This is a genomic window from Streptomyces sp. NBC_01244 (genome assembly GCF_035987325.1).
Taxonomy (GTDB): domain Bacteria; phylum Actinomycetota; class Actinomycetes; order Streptomycetales; family Streptomycetaceae; genus Streptomyces.
Genome location: NZ_CP108488.1, coordinates 7,089,998 through 7,103,715 on the forward strand (window position 1 = coordinate 7,089,998; position 13,718 = coordinate 7,103,715).

Below are 13,718 nucleotides of genomic sequence, written 5' to 3' on the forward strand. Positions count from 1 at the left end.
CCGCAGGCGGCGGCTAGGAAGCGGGGACCATCCGCTGGACGGCGATGATGGTGCCCAGGCTGGCCTGGGTGACGATCCGGACGGGCTTGCCGGTCCGGGGTGCCTCGATCGCCAAGGGGGTGCCCTTGGCGGTGCCGATGGCCATGGCCACGTGCTCGGGGCCGGAGGGGCCGGGGCGGGTGAACAGCAGGTCGCCGGGCCGGATCGCGGATGCGGGGACCGGGTCGCCTTCCTTGACCTGGGTGTACGTGGTGCGTGTGAGGGTGATGCCGGCGGCCTTGTAGGACTGCTGGGTCAGGCTGGAGCAGTCGCACCGGCCCATCGGGTCCGGGCCGTGGGAATTCGTGCAGGTCCCGCCCCACTGGTACATCGTTCCGAGCTGGCCCATCGACCAGCGGATCGCGGTGCGGACCTTCTCGGGTGCGTCCTTGGGGATCTCGTACCCGTCCGGGACGGCACCTTCGGGGATCGGTCCGAGGTCGCCGCCTCCGGCGCATCCGCCGGTTGCCGGTGGCTGGGTGCCGCCGGTTCCGGGCGTGCCGTTGCCGCCGGGGAGGGTCTTGACGATGGCCTGCTGCAGGGCGCGGGCGAGCGGTTCCCACTGCGCGTACGCGCCCGGGAAGCCGCTGAGCTGGACTGCCTGGGCGGCCTGGGTGATGGTCATCTGCTCCCACCCGTGCACCTTCAGCAGCCCGTTGTAGAACTTGGTGGCGGCGTAGACCGGGTCGCGGATCTGCTCGGGGGTGCCCCAGCCCTGGCTGGGCCGCTGCTGGAACAGCCCGAGTGAGTCCCGGTCGCCGCCGTTCAGATTGCGCAGGCGGCTCTCCTGGATGGCCGTGGCCAGGGCCACGACCTGTCCGCGTTCGGGGACATGGAGGGAGATGCCGGTGGCGACGATGGTCTTGGCGTGCGGGATCTGCTCGGCGGGCAGCTCCAGCCCTTCGACGTGTACGTCCTGGCTGGTGCCGCCCTTGCCGCCGAGGATGGCCTCGACGGCCTTCGCGACCGCGGCCGTGTCGAGGCCTTTGCCTGTGGAGCAGTTGGAGGACCGTCCGGCCGAACCGGCTGCGGCGACGGCCGCGGTACCGGCGAGCAGGACGGGGGAGAGACAGGCGACGCCGATGATGGCGGCTATCGATTTCAATCCGGCCCGCCCGGCGGCGTATCAGCGCCGCAGCGCAGTCCACGGGGCGGACTCAGGCATGGGTGTGCCACGGTGATGGGTCCTTGAAGTGAGCGCCGGCCGCAGGACTGGCATGCGACGGAAAGGGCCTTCGGCCGGCTGGTAGGCGATCAACAGCGCGGGACCACAGGTCGAGTTGCTGCTCGACGCTGGTCCGCACAGGTGTCAGGTGATGCTGGGCATGAGGGATCTCCGGCAGGGGAGGGGATGTCCCATCCGGGTCTCCCGGCGGGTCTTCCAAAACCCTAGGGCCGGAATCGGGAATGCCGAAATAGTGATCGGCGCCGAGGCGATTCCCGGATCGTGCCCTAGGCTCCTGCCCATCCCCGACGTCCCCTCCCTGCCCGCGGATTCTGCGAATCCGTGTGAGGCCGAGGTCTGTCTGAATGCCGGTCGGGGCCCACGTCACCTACCGAAATACGGTTCCCCCTTGCCCTTTTCCCTCCACGAGGGCGACGCGCTCAGCGTGCTCGCCACTCTCCCCGATGCCTGCGTCGACTCCGTCATCACCGACCCGCCGTACAACAGCGGTGGCCGGACGGCGAAGGAGCGGACCACGCGCACCGCGCGGCAGAAGTACACGTCCAACGATGCCGGCCACACGCTGCCGGACTTCACGGGCGAGAACATGGACCAAAGGAGCTACGGCTTCTGGCTGACGCAGATCATGACCGAGGCACACCGCCTGACGAAGCCCACGGGTACGGCGCTGCTGTTCACCGACTGGCGACAGCTGCCGGTGACCACCGATGCGATCCAGGCGGCCGGATGGCTCTGGCGCGGCATCCTGACCTGGCACAAGCCGCAGGCCAGGCCGCAGAAGGGCCGCTTCCGCCAGGACTGCGAGTACATCGTGTGGGCGTCCAAGGGGCCGATGGACAACTCCCGGGCCATCTACCTCCCCGGCCTGTACAGCGCCTCGCAGCCCTCCGGCGCGGAGCGGAAGCACATCACGCAGAAACCCGTCTCGGTGATGCGTGAGCTGGTGAAGATCTGCCCGGAGCAGGGCACGGTCCTCGACTTCTGCACCGGATCCGGCTCCACCGGCGTGGCCGCGCTCCTGGAGGGCCGCTCCTTCATCGGCGTCGAGAAGACCCCCGAGTACAGCAAGATCGCCGCCGACCGGCTGACCGAGACGCTGACGCAGACCCTCGCGCAGGGCGACTGCACGCTGGCGGCCTGACGGCCGACGGGCTGGTGGCGGATCAGCGCCGCCGCCAGCCCGTCGCTCTCTATCAGCACTTCCGTGAATTCGGAATTCACGGATTCTCCGCATCGTTGAACGCACCTTCCCTACGCGCCCCGTGCGGCTTCAAAGGAGTTTCCCGTGCCCGAATCCATAGACCCTCACGACGAGGGACAGCTGGAGCCGATCCGAATGGCCGATGGTGACCTGGAGGACCTGGAAGCCTCGGTCCGCAGGCTGATGGAGCAGTCGGCCGACCAGGCCCGGCTGCTCGACAGCCTCGCCGCCGACCCCATGCCGGCGTCACCCTTCGCCGGGTTCCCGGCGATGCCGGCCAGATCCAGCATGCCGATGATGCCGCCCCCGCCGCCGGAGCCCCGGTTCATCCTCACCCTCGACGGCGAGGACTTCGACACCGAACTGGACGGCCTGACCGACTGGGTGCAGCGCATCTTCCTCGGCGTGTACGGCTCGGAGATCACCACCGCCACGCCGTGGTGCCACGAGTGGCAGGAACACCTGGACGTGGTGGGCTGGCTACACGCGCTGTGGCTGGCCTGGGGCCAGCACATGGACCCTGAGGCCGGGCCCTCCGGCCCCGCCGTGTGGCACCGGGACTTCCTCACCCACACCGTGGCGGCTGTCCGTGCCCCCGGCGGCCCGCTCTCGGCATGCACCACCGACCCTGAACGGCGCTCCCACCGGCTTCTGCCGCGCCCCGACGCACCGCTCCAGCCGACCTCAGGGGACGGACGCGCCTACCCCGGCGAGACGGAATGAACACCGCCCCCCAGTACGGGCTGTCGTTCGACCCTCGCGCCCTGAACGACCTTCTGGCGGCCCCTGGCGACATCAGAGACCTTGCCCTGGCCCAGCTCCAGGACGCGGTCACCGGCGTACGCCAGGGCGCCAAACTCACCGGCGACCTGTCCGGATTCCGCAAGACCTACGTCGACCACCGCGCCGAATGGCGGATGGTCTACGCCCTGCGCGCCGCCCCGACCGGTGCCACGCACCCCACCGAGGTCTACGTCGTGGCCATCCGCCCACGCGATGGCTACGACGTGTACGACACCGTGGCAGCCCGCCTCGGCCGGGAACGCCGCCCCCTGAGCGCCCTCGCCCACGCGGCCCGCTCCCGCTCCCCGCACACGACCGTGCACGCCGCGAGCCCGTTGCCCGTACCCGCCACACGGCCCGGCATCCCTCAACCCGCCCCGATCGTCCCGCCCACGAGAGGCATCTCCCGTTGACCGTCCCCTCCCAGCACGACCTCTTGACCCCCTTCATCGACGGAATCATCGACGTAGCCATCGAAGGCATCCTCGAAGGTCTCCTCGACATCCTCGACGAGGATCGATGCGAGCGAGAGGCCTGCTGTGCCGACCGCCCGGAGGCCGCCCCCGGCAGCCCGTACTCCGGCTGCCCCCGCGGTTCCGGCACTGTGGCACCCCGTCCGTCCGGCTGCGCCTGCCGAAGCACGTTCCTGGAGCTGCTGGACGTGATCCGGACCACGGAGCCCCCGACGGGCGCCGCAGCCCCGTCCCGGTGCTGCTCGGACCAGACGGCGAGCCGCACCAGCAGTGCAGCCGAGAGCTCCGGCCCTACGACCTCTTCGCGTCTGGTCGTGGAATGCCTCAACGCCTTCGGCCGACGGGGCAACCCGCAGGCCATGGCCTCCATGGACCTGGTCGCCGAGCTGACGGGCGTACCGGGCGTGGCAGGCAAGGGCTGGAAGTATGCCGACATCACCCCCGTACGCCTGGCGAAGCTGCTGGCCCCGTACGACATCCATCCGCGGAACACGGATCTCTCCGACGGCCGGCGGCGCAAGGCGTACTCGCGGCGTGCTCTCGCACGGGCCCTGCACAGCCAGCCGCTCTGAGCGCCGCGTTCGCCACCTGTTCGATCCACCGGGCGCGTCTCGAAGACTGGGACGCGGTCAAGGCCTTCCTCCTGCGGTGTAGCGAGCAGTCGATGCACCGCAGGTGGGGTCGGCTCCGGATCCGCCGACCGGACTTCGAGCGCCTCCTGCGCGCCTCGGACAACTGGACCGCCAGCGCGCCCGGCGACGGGGTGATCGCCCTGGTCTCCATCGGACGCCTCCAGCACAGCCCCGGCGTTGTCGACCTCGGCGTACAGGTTGCCGACCACCTCCACCGCCGCGGTATCGGCACGGGGATGGTCCGCTTCGCCGCCCGGCACGCGATGGCCGGCGGAGCTCACACCCTGAGCGTCTGCACCGGGCAGGCCAACGCCCCCATGCTGGGCCTCCTTCGCCGCCTGGGTCCTGCCTCCACGTTGCGCGACGGCAGCCACACCGAACTCCGGCTGTCGCTGTCCGACGTCACCAGCCACTCCCGCCCCACCCGACGAGGACTTCCATGCCCCCAGCCACACGGCTCGGCGTCCGCAAGGCCCTGACCGGTCTTGACGGCCGCATCGAAGCCGCGACCGGAACCACGGTCGACGCACTGTGGGACCACCACGACCGCGGCCTGCTCGACGAGCCGGTCGCACGCCTGGTGCGGGCGCACCGCGCTCTGGCCAAGGCGCACACCGACCTCGCCTTCCACCGGACCCTCCTTCAGCGCCTGGCCAGCGGCGAGTTCGAACTCGATGCCGCCCTGCTGGCCCGAGTCGACCGGGTAGTCGGCCAGATCAAGGGAGCCGTGGCCGTGCGGGACACCCTGCACGCCGAGGCCGTCACAGCCCTGGAGCCAGTCGAACGAAACGTCCCAACGGCACGTCCCGACGGACTTCCCGACGTGAACGCCCCGGACTACGCCGCCCTGCTGGCCATCGCCCGCGGCGCCAAGCTCCACCAGCACCTGCTGACCGGCCGCCTCTCCGTCGCCACGGAATCCGGCACCAGGATCACGCAGTACGTCCTCGAGCGGCTCGAACAGGCCGACCTTGTCGTCCGCGACACCTCACACCCCATCCACGCCGGCCAGCCCGTCCTCCTCACCGAGACCGGCCGCGCCGTACTCGCGGGAGCCCGTGGACCGCGCTCAGCACCGACCGGCTCGTCCCATGTTGCGGCGGCGGAAGTCCGCAGGAACCGCCAGCTGCGATAACCAATCCGAGAGAGATCCGATTCAGTGTCACCCTCCAAGTACAGCCCCGACTTCCGGCTCGACGGTTATGAAGCGGCCAGCGACGAGGTCGAGGAACACTTCTACGGCCGTATCGACGCCGACGAGGACATGCTGACGGCGCTGGCCGAGCATCACTCGGCCGACGCCCGCCACAGCTTCCACGTCCTGCACGATGGGACCGCCACCTGGGGGATTCCCGGCGAGCCGCAGGTCATCGCCCTGCACATCGCCCGCGACCCCGGCAAGAGAACCTTCACGTTCGAGCACGCCGTGCTGCCTCTGCCGGCCATGGCCCAGTCCTGGCTCGTGTCCCGGGGCTGCCCGCGCGAAGGGATCCGCCTGCCGCCGGGCATGGGAACCGCGCCCGCCGACGAGGCGACCACCGCGCTGCAGGAGCGACTCGTCGGCGACGGCCATCGCTTCGCCCTGATCGACAGCTACACCAACGACAGCTCGAACCGGCCCCAGATCACGGCTTTGCTTCGAGCCCTCGACGACAAGGACCCGCACCCCTTCCGGGTTCTTGTGGAAGAGGCAGACCTCACGCAGTTCACCCACACCTTGCGCGAAGGCGGATTCCCCACCTATGACGCCGCCGAGTCGTATTTCAACGACCCGGACGGTGTTCGGCTGAAGGCGCCAACAACACCGCTGCCCCAACGTGCCGTTCCCGCGCCACCCGCAAGCAGAGCCGCTCCCCGCCGCCGTTGACCTGCCGGCTTCCAGCGCAGTGGGCGGACCCGGGCAAGGCCTTTTACCAGCGGATCCGTGAATTCGGAATTCACGGATTCTCCGGATTCTGGAACCAGCACTTCGCGCTGTGCGCGCCAGATGTGCGGCCACCCCGCCCACCTTGTACGAGAGGAGTCTTCTGTGCCCGACGGCGAGCAGGATGTGCTGGAGTTCTTCGCCCAGAGCATCGAAACGACGTTCCAGCGGACGCTGCCGGACCTCGCCCGCGACCACGACCAGGGCCGGTCCCGTCCGGGAGCTGCGGAAGCGCTCCGCTGGTACGGACGGCTGGCCGCCGCGCAGGACAGGCTGCACCAGGCCGAGGACGACCTCGTCGTGGCCCTCGGCGCCGAGCCCGGGGAACTCACCCCCCGGCAATGGGAGCTTGCCCACCGCGTGAACACTGCGGTCGTGGAACGCGACGTCCCCGCCGTCATCCTGAAGGCGCTGCTCGACACCGTCATGGCGGACACGCCCGAGCGCGGCCCCCGGCCGAACACAGTGGCCGCCCGCCGGATTCAGACTCCCGCCGTCGCGGCGGCCCAACCGCACAGTGTCGGCAGTGGAGTTCAGGGGCGGTCCCGTTGAAGCCGACCACGCAGGACCAGGCGATCGAGTCGGCCTTCGGACACCCGGTAGGCCTCCTGTACCAGCGCGCCACATCGGGCCTTGCGGAGCCCGCCTTGCACCGCGTGATGGAACTCAGGGCCTTCCTCGCCGTCGCCGAGGAACATCTCGTTCGGCTCCGTGACCGCGTTCACCAGTCCACCGCTCCGCAACGGGACCTCGGCGAGCTGAACCCGGACGACCTGCGGATGGACGCCCAATGGCTGGACGCCGCAGTGGACGCGCGGACGGGCCTGCTGTCCGCGCTCACCAACATCCTCACCTCCATGCCGGCAGCCGGACCCGAGCGGCACCACCTCCGGCCACCGCCCCCGACGGTCCGGCCCGCCCCCGCTGTCGCCCCGGCGCCAATCCGTCACTCGTGAAGGAGAAGCACTGCCCCACGACACATCCGACGCCCTCCGTGACCGCATCGAATCCCTCTTCGGTAGTCCCCTGAGCGACCTTGTACGTCATGCCGAAGGGGCCTCCACAACAACCTTGCTCTGCGGCCTTCTCGGCATCCACGCCGACCTCGTCTTCGCCGAACGGAACATCGACTTCCAACTGGACCGCCTGCGCCAGTTCACCAGCGAAGGCCGAGAGATCGGCCCCTTCGCCGCCGGCCACATCCTTGATTGTGCCCAGCGGCTGAGCCAGTCCGTCACCGCCCGCGACGCCCACACCAAGGCCCTCACGGCCGCGTTGCAGGGCCTGCGCCGCAACGAATCGCCCGCCGCCACGGTGCCTGCCCCCGCCGCACGCACCGCACCGGCCGCGCGCGCTCACTGACACCGTCCCGCCGTCCCGCACCCCTGGAGAGACCTCCGTTGCCCACCACCGGCCTGCCCCGTCCCCTTACCGCCGACCTCGCCCGGGTCGGTGAAAGCCTGGAGATGCTCAGCCCGCGCTGGACGGTATGGACGCTGATGACCCTCAGCGACCAGCCGATGCGCTACACCGAGATCAAGCCCCGCCTGGGCATGCTCCAGGACGGCCAGCTCGCCCCCCGGCTCGCCCGTCTCACCGCCGACGGCCTCGTCGAGCGCCGCCAGGAGCACGTACGCCACGTCAACTACCGCCTGTCGGCTCGCGGCCATGCCCTCACCGGCGTGATCGCCGCCCTCGCGTCCTACGGCGACAGCCACCTAGACAAGGAGACGAAGCCGAACAGGAAGACCGGCGAGCTGGAAGTCGAGCGGATACCCCCGGCACAGAACGCCGAAGACGTCCTGACCCTCATCACGCCCAAGCACGCCACCCCGCTGCTGTGGGCGCTGCGCTCAGAGGGACGCGCCTCCGGCCGGGACCTGGCAGCCATGGTGCTCCCCGGCGGGAACACCGCCCTGCTGTACTCGCCGCTGCGCCAGCTCGTCGCCGACGGACTCGTCGAGCGGCTCGGCCACAGCGACTACCAGCTCTCCGCCCAGGGGATGGAACTTGCCCCGGTCTTCCGCTCGCTCTCCGCGTGGGGCGCCGGCCGCCGGACCCAGGCCGAGCATCCGTTGTGGGCCGAGCGGACCGCCCCCGACCCGCAGCTCCCCGATGGCCGGTGGGCGGCCAACCGTTCCCTCCCCGCTGCAGCCCCGCCGGCCACGAGCGTGCGGGCGGGCAACCTGTTCTCCCACGCCCAGCCCGCCCGCCCCGCCGCGGCCAGCTCTTCGATGGGGGGCCGGGCCCGATGAGTACACCCCGACCGGCCGCCGACGCGGTCAGCGCCGCCGCGATGCTGAGCCTGCGGTGGACAACGCGGATCATCAGCGAGATCGACGACAACGGGCCCATCCCGCACCGAGCCGCTCAGGCCACCTTCCCCGATATCCCGGCAGACAGCCTGCAGCACGGGCTGCGCACCCTTCGCCAGCGCGGACTCCTCCAGGTGCGCGAGCGCCGCGACGACGACAGCCCCGTCGAACTCACACAGGCCGGCCAGGACCTCGGAGACGTCTACGAAGCCTTCTCCCGCTGGGCACGGAGGCACCACTACCCCACTGCGCAGACCGACTTCGTCACCCGGGTCGAGGCGACCCTCTACCTGCTGCGCGACCGCCACACCGTGAGCCTGCTCGAAGCCCCGTCGGCCATGCCGTACGGATACCGGGCACGGCGGGCGCTTCACGCCGGTCTCATCGCGACCGGCTCCAACGGCTGGTACACGCTCACCGAGGCCGGAGGGGAACTCGGTCAGGCGCTGGCCGTCCTCACGAGCTGGGCAGCCGCCCACCCGCAGGTCGTCATGGACGCCGTGGGCCGCCGTCCGGGCAGGCCGACCACAGCGCTCCACCACGTCGCCGGCCCCGCCCTCCCGCCGGCCCATGCCAGCTCCACCCCGGCGCCGCGCTTCCCCCGGTAGCGCTTCTCCCCGCTTCGCATCGTGGGCCACTTCCTGCCCGCTGACCGCCCCCGGCCGCCGCAGGCAGGGCCGCATTCCCGCTGAAAGTGATCATGACTCGTCGCAGAGCCGTCGGTGGCCGCCACGCCCGTATCCCCAACTTCGGCATCACGCGCCGTATCTACCTGCCGCGCTGCGCGGACGCCGTGTCCTTCAGCATGGCCACGTACGCCATCCCCCTGCTGGTCCTGGCCACCACGGGATCCGCAGCGCTGACCGGGATCGCCTTCACCCTGGAGTGGGTGCCCCGACTCGCCGCGTTCTCCTGGGCCGGCGCGGCCGTCGACCGGTGGGGATGCACGCGGGTCTTCCGGATGGCCGCTACCCTGCGGGCCCTGGTGCTGCTGGCCGCCGTCGCGTCGCTCACCCTGGTCGACGACGGACTGCCCGCCACCATCGCCGTCATGGGCCTGGCCGCAGTGACCGGCGTACTGACCGAATACAGCTACGTGGCCGCCGAAACCGCGGGGGCACTCGCAGGACGCAAGGCCGGTGACAGCGAGCACAAGATCCAGTCGGTCCTCCTCGGCATCGACAACACCGCGAACCTGACCGGCCCCGCCGCCGGCGGCCTGCTCCTGCAGTACGCGGGACGCACCGGCATGCTCCTCACGATCGCCGGACTCTCACTGCTGGCCGCCTCCCTCGCCCCCCGCGACCGCCTCCACCGCACCGCCGAGGTCTCCGCCTCGCCCATGCAGGGACTTAAGGTCGGCTGGGCCACCCTGCGCTCCCTCCCGGCCCTGGCCTGGCTGATCACCGGACTGACCGTCTCCAACATCGCCACCGGCACCCTCCAGGCCGCCGCCCCCGTCCTGATCGTGCAGCAGATGGGCCACACCAGCGCCTCGGTCGGACTGATCTGGTCCGCCGCCGCGGCAGCCTCCCTCCTCGCCGTCGCCGTCTGCCGCTTCGCCATCGACCGCGCCGGGCTCTGGCCCGTCGGCGCGGTCTGCGCGGCCATCGCCGCGGCAGCCGGAATCGCCGTCGCCCAGGCCGACGCCTACACCCAGCTGCTCGTCCTGGTCGCCGTGCTCATGGCCGGGGAGGGCGGCATGACCGTGGTGCTGCGCACGCTGCGCTCGAAGCTCATCCCCGAAGCCGTCTTCGGCAGCACCCTCGCCGTCACGATCCTCATCATGCTGCTGCCCTTCCCGGTGGCCGGCCTGCTCGTCGCTCTGACCCCGGCCAACCTACTCAGCCAGGTCCTCACCGTCTGCGCCGCACTGCAGGCCCTCGGCCTCGCCGTCGCGTTCTGGCAGATGCGGCACGACCCCGCACTGGCCACCCGGGCCGCGTACACACAGGCGGCCTGACCACCCCGCTCGCCCTCACCACACCCACCACCGCAAGGACACGTCATCAACGACCTCACCAGCCCCGACATCCTGTACGGCCACACCCCCGGTCACGTACGACCGCTCTGGGTTGCCCTGCTCGGCGATCTGCCGCAGGCAGCCGTCGTGCTCGAGCGGCTCGGCTTCCAGACCGTGACGGACAACGGCGGCGAGCTGTACGTCCCGCCCGCCGACGCCAGCACGGAGCGGACCACCGTCATGCACCTCGCCTCGTTCGCGATCTTCTGCAAGGAGGAGTGGACCGTGATGTACACGCAGAACCACCCGGCCCTCCCCGAAGACCGCGTCCAAGCACTGCTGGGGATGCAGGCCGAAGAAATGGGCATCGACCCCATCGAGCTCGCCACCGCACTCGTACGACAGGTGGACCATCTGCCCACCACAGCTCCCGCCGTCGCACCTGTGCTCCCGGTACAGGCCGCTCCTCCTGGCGCAGTTGCCGGCCACCGAGCTGCGCACCGCTGAACCGCTCTCGAACCCCACTTTCTTGGAGCTGTACTTGACCCATCAGAACCCTGTCCTCCTCGTCGTTGCCCCCGGTGATTCCGTTTACCGCGGCTACTGTCTCGAACAGGTCGCCGAGGCTTACGACGTCGTCGTCATCACGCCGAGCCCGATCACCTGGGAAGAACCTCACGTCATCGACCATGAGGTCGCCGACCCGCACAACCCGGATGCCCTTCTCGCGGCCGGGCAGGCCCTGGCCGGCCGACACACCATCGCCGGCGTCCTGACCTGGAACGAAGTCCTCCTGGTCGCCACCGCTCACCTGGCAGAGGCGCTCGGCGTGAAGTCCAACCCGCCCGCAGTGATGCACAACTGCCGGGACAAGCAGGTCACGCGCACGCTCCTGGCCCGGCATGGGGTTCCCTCCGCCCGCTCCGTCCAGGTGGCCAGCCTGTTGGAGGCCGCGCTCGTAGCCGAACGGATCGGCTACCCGGTCGTCCTCAAGCCCGCCGGTCAGGCCGGCAGCGTCGGCGTCATCCGGGTCGACGCGGTCGAGGAACTCCCGCGCGCCCTGGCCTTCGCCACCACCGGCGCGGCCCTGCACGGCGGCGAGAACACGGACGTCCTGGTCGAGGAGTACCTCGACGGCCCGGAGATCAGCGTCGAATGCGTCACCCAGAACGGCTCCACCACCGCCGTGGCCGTCACCCGCAAGCAGCTCGGCTTCGCCCCGTACTTCGAGGAGATCGGGCACACCGTGGACGGGGCCGATCCGCTCCTGGACCAGGTGGCGCCGATCGCAGCCGCAGCCATCCGGGCCCTTGGTATCGACCACGGCGTCCAGCACGTCGAAATGCGCCTGACCGCCACCGGTCCGCGCATCATCGAGGTCAACGGCAGGATCGGCGGCGACCTCATCGGCCACCTGGTCCGCCTCGCGACCGGGATCGACCTGCCCCTCGCCGCCGCCGATCTCGCCTGCGGTGTCACTCCTGACCTGGCCCCCTCCCGCATCCGCGCCGCCGGCATCACCCTGCTGTACCCGGAAGCCTCCGGCATCCTCACCCACCGCGGCGTCGACGAGCAGTTCATGGACAACGCCCTGTGGCTGGAGCGCCTCCAGTGGCTCCGTAGCCCCGGCGACGAGATCGTTCTGCCGCCCGAAGGCGATGTGGACGTCGCGCGGGCCGGGCTCTACGTCGTCACCGGCTACGACGTCGCCAAGGTCGAGCAGCGCCTTGCACAGACCGCTGCCCACATCACCCTCACCACGCTCGCGGCCGGCGAGCTCAGCTAGCCGCACCGTCGCCGATGCCCCAGGACCCCATGACTCATACCGACGAACCCGCGGGGGACTACTACGTCAGCCCCCGCTACCTGGCCGGATCTACCGTCGAGGGCGACCCGGGTCTCCAGCCCGCCCTCGACGCGGGATGGAAACCGAGCTGGGACGACCACGGAAACGTCTTTCTCCCTGCCCCTGACCAGCGGGTGCGGATCGGCTACATGCCGGAGGGCGACGACGACGCCCTGTGGAAGATCAGCGCGTACGAGCACCACTTCGGTGCACCACGGTGGGCCGCCGCCTTCAACGACAAGGCCCCCACCGAATTCGTCACCGCCTTCACCATCCAGCTCGTCGCCGCCTACCAGAGGGACGACGGCTCGGACCTGCGCAGCCCCGGCGGTGTCAGCAGGGGCTTCGGCCCGCTGATGGAAGCGGGTTGGAGCACTCACATCGCGCCCGGCCGCCTGGAGCTGACCTCCCCGGACGGACTCGCCGGAGCCTGGTTCGACCACGGCCCCCTCGACGACGCACGCGAGCTGGTAACCAATGACACGCGCTGGGGAATATGGGGCGGGCCGGAGCGCTCCTACTCCTCCTGGTACGCCGTCTTCAGCAGCCGCACGCCGGTCGACCTGATAGCCGCCACCGCCACCGCCGTCGTCAACCCCGAGCCCGTACTGCGGTGGGAGGGCGAGCTGTCCCAGATGACTAAGCGGCACGCCCAGCTCACACCCGTGGTGCCACCGAAGCCGCCCACACCCACCCCCCTCGACCTCGCACGCCTCCGCACACCCCCGACCGTACGTCCCGCCAGCGTCCACCGCTGGTCGACCACCACGGTTCCCGGTGCCCGACTCCCCGTTCCGGCCCGCCCCGCTGCCCGCCGCTGATTCCGCCGAACCAGGAGGCCCCACGTCCATGGCGCTGTCACCGAAAGCCTTCTTCACCCAGGAACTGGCCCTCACCTTCGATAACGGTGCCGTAGTCGGCAACAGCTACTACGCGGCCCCCGCCCCGACCAGCCCGCTCCTCCTGAGGATCTCTTTCCAGCCCACCATCCGACAGGGGGAGTACGCCGGTCTGCGGCTGCGCATCGTCCACGCGGACCGCGGGACCATCGACGAGATCACGCTCTCCTTCGCCGACCACGGCACCTTCAGCACACGGGACAGGGCTGCAGGCCGGACGGACCGATCAGACGGCTACGCCGTCTTCCGGGACTTCAACCCCCGCGCATCGGGCCCGGCGCCTTGGGCCGGCGGGGACTGGACCCGCCTGAAGGCCGCCGTCACCCGCTACGCCGACCTCTGGTTCTCCACCCGCCCCACCCCTCCTCGCGCACCCGGTACGTCGCTTGCCCGCACCACAGCGCTGCCGCTCGCCGAGAAGACCACCGTCCAGGGCCGCCACCGATAGCCGATGCCC

General features: G+C 70.5%; 18 protein-coding genes. 17 read left to right on the plus strand and 1 reads right to left on the minus strand.

Features of this window, described 5'->3' with window-relative positions:
- Positions 1 to 13: 13 nt before the first annotated feature.
- Positions 14 to 1,144: a C40 family peptidase gene (locus OG247_RS31820; protein ID WP_327255401.1), complete on the minus strand. Its 1,131-nt coding sequence runs from the start codon at positions 1,142 to 1,144 to the stop codon at positions 14 to 16.
- Between the two features lie 469 nt (positions 1,145 to 1,613).
- Between OG247_RS31820 and OG247_RS31825 the strand changes: the two genes are divergently transcribed.
- The 17 genes from OG247_RS31825 to OG247_RS31905 all read left to right on the plus strand — a co-directional run bounded on the left by OG247_RS31825 (position 1,614) and on the right by OG247_RS31905 (position 13,709).
- Complete coding sequence (locus OG247_RS31825) at positions 1,614 to 2,366, plus strand: DNA-methyltransferase (protein ID WP_327255402.1); 753 nt, start codon at positions 1,614 to 1,616, stop codon at positions 2,364 to 2,366.
- A 144-nt stretch (positions 2,367 to 2,510) separates the two neighbouring features.
- The gene (locus OG247_RS31830) at positions 2,511 to 3,149 is read left to right on the plus strand and encodes a DUF4913 domain-containing protein (protein ID WP_327255403.1); all 639 of its coding nucleotides are present in this window, start codon (positions 2,511 to 2,513) and stop codon (positions 3,147 to 3,149) included.
- Positions 3,146 to 3,622, plus strand: coding sequence for a hypothetical protein (locus tag OG247_RS31835; RefSeq protein WP_327255404.1), 477 nt, complete (start codon positions 3,146 to 3,148; stop codon positions 3,620 to 3,622). The genes OG247_RS31830 and OG247_RS31835 overlap by 4 nt, the downstream gene beginning before the upstream one ends.
- Positions 3,619 to 4,254, plus strand: coding sequence for a DUF3631 domain-containing protein (locus OG247_RS31840; protein ID WP_327255405.1), 636 nt, complete (start codon positions 3,619 to 3,621; stop codon positions 4,252 to 4,254). The genes OG247_RS31835 and OG247_RS31840 overlap by 4 nt, the downstream gene beginning before the upstream one ends.
- A 92-nt stretch (positions 4,255 to 4,346) precedes the next feature.
- On the plus strand, positions 4,347 to 4,793 hold the full coding sequence (locus tag OG247_RS31845) for a GNAT family N-acetyltransferase (RefSeq protein ID WP_327255406.1): 447 nt from the start codon (positions 4,347 to 4,349) through the stop codon (positions 4,791 to 4,793).
- Positions 4,754 to 5,449 carry a hypothetical protein gene (locus OG247_RS31850; RefSeq protein WP_327255407.1) on the plus strand — a complete coding sequence of 232 codons (696 nt, stop codon included), beginning with the start codon at positions 4,754 to 4,756 and terminating at the stop codon, positions 5,447 to 5,449. Before OG247_RS31845 ends, OG247_RS31850 begins: the two co-directional genes overlap by 40 nt.
- Positions 5,450 to 5,473: 24 nt before the next feature.
- The gene (locus tag OG247_RS31855) at positions 5,474 to 6,181 is read left to right on the plus strand and encodes a hypothetical protein (RefSeq protein WP_327255408.1); all 708 of its coding nucleotides are present in this window, start codon (positions 5,474 to 5,476) and stop codon (positions 6,179 to 6,181) included.
- A 162-nt stretch (positions 6,182 to 6,343) separates the two neighbouring features.
- Entirely contained in the window at positions 6,344 to 6,790 is a 447-nt protein-coding gene (locus OG247_RS31860) for a hypothetical protein (RefSeq protein WP_327255409.1), read from the plus strand.
- Positions 6,787 to 7,194 (plus strand): hypothetical protein, encoded by a 408-nt coding sequence (locus OG247_RS31865; protein ID WP_327255410.1) that lies wholly within the window; start codon positions 6,787 to 6,789, stop codon positions 7,192 to 7,194. Before OG247_RS31860 ends, OG247_RS31865 begins: the two co-directional genes overlap by 4 nt.
- A gap of 115 nt (positions 7,195 to 7,309) precedes the next feature.
- Positions 7,310 to 7,600, plus strand: a complete 291-nt coding sequence (locus tag OG247_RS31870) for a hypothetical protein (RefSeq protein WP_327255411.1) — start codon at positions 7,310 to 7,312, stop codon at positions 7,598 to 7,600.
- A 38-nt stretch (positions 7,601 to 7,638) separates the two neighbouring features.
- Entirely contained in the window at positions 7,639 to 8,493 is an 855-nt protein-coding gene (locus OG247_RS31875; protein WP_327255412.1) for a winged helix-turn-helix transcriptional regulator, read from the plus strand.
- Positions 8,490 to 9,161 carry a winged helix-turn-helix transcriptional regulator gene (locus OG247_RS31880; RefSeq protein WP_327255413.1) on the plus strand — a complete coding sequence of 224 codons (672 nt, stop codon included), beginning with the start codon at positions 8,490 to 8,492 and terminating at the stop codon, positions 9,159 to 9,161. The genes OG247_RS31875 and OG247_RS31880 overlap by 4 nt, the downstream gene beginning before the upstream one ends.
- Positions 9,162 to 9,253: 92 nt before the next feature.
- The gene (locus OG247_RS31885; RefSeq protein ID WP_327255414.1) at positions 9,254 to 10,516 is read left to right on the plus strand and encodes an MFS transporter; all 1,263 of its coding nucleotides are present in this window, start codon (positions 9,254 to 9,256) and stop codon (positions 10,514 to 10,516) included.
- A gap of 147 nt (positions 10,517 to 10,663) precedes the next feature.
- Positions 10,664 to 11,023, plus strand: a complete 360-nt coding sequence (locus tag OG247_RS31890; RefSeq protein ID WP_327255415.1) for a hypothetical protein — start codon at positions 10,664 to 10,666, stop codon at positions 11,021 to 11,023.
- Positions 11,024 to 11,057: 34 nt separating this feature from the next.
- Positions 11,058 to 12,302 (plus strand): ATP-grasp domain-containing protein, encoded by a 1,245-nt coding sequence (locus OG247_RS31895; protein ID WP_327255416.1) that lies wholly within the window; start codon positions 11,058 to 11,060, stop codon positions 12,300 to 12,302.
- A gap of 29 nt (positions 12,303 to 12,331) precedes the next feature.
- The gene (locus OG247_RS31900) at positions 12,332 to 13,183 is read left to right on the plus strand and encodes a DUF317 domain-containing protein (RefSeq protein WP_327255417.1); all 852 of its coding nucleotides are present in this window, start codon (positions 12,332 to 12,334) and stop codon (positions 13,181 to 13,183) included.
- A 28-nt stretch (positions 13,184 to 13,211) separates the two neighbouring features.
- Entirely contained in the window at positions 13,212 to 13,709 is a 498-nt protein-coding gene (locus tag OG247_RS31905; RefSeq protein ID WP_327255418.1) for a hypothetical protein, read from the plus strand.
- Positions 13,710 to 13,718: the final 9 nt, after the last annotated feature.

What these genes read in the sequence shown, in the direction of transcription:
- OG247_RS31880 (WP_327255413.1), top strand. Translation starts at nt 8,490, where the DNA reads ATGAGTACACCCCGACCGGCCGCCGACGCGGTCAGCGCCGCCGCGATG.
- OG247_RS31845 (WP_327255406.1), top strand. Translation starts at nt 4,347, where the DNA reads ATGCACCGCAGGTGGGGTCGGCTCCGGATCCGCCGACCGGACTTCGAG.
- OG247_RS31900 (WP_327255417.1), top strand. Translation starts at nt 12,332, where the DNA reads ATGACTCATACCGACGAACCCGCGGGGGACTACTACGTCAGCCCCCGC.
- OG247_RS31905 (WP_327255418.1), top strand. Translation starts at nt 13,212, where the DNA reads ATGGCGCTGTCACCGAAAGCCTTCTTCACCCAGGAACTGGCCCTCACC.
- OG247_RS31835 (WP_327255404.1), top strand. Translation starts at nt 3,146, where the DNA reads ATGAACACCGCCCCCCAGTACGGGCTGTCGTTCGACCCTCGCGCCCTG.
- OG247_RS31885 (WP_327255414.1), top strand. Translation starts at nt 9,254, where the DNA reads ATGACTCGTCGCAGAGCCGTCGGTGGCCGCCACGCCCGTATCCCCAAC.
- OG247_RS31850 (WP_327255407.1), top strand. Translation starts at nt 4,754, where the DNA reads ATGCCCCCAGCCACACGGCTCGGCGTCCGCAAGGCCCTGACCGGTCTT.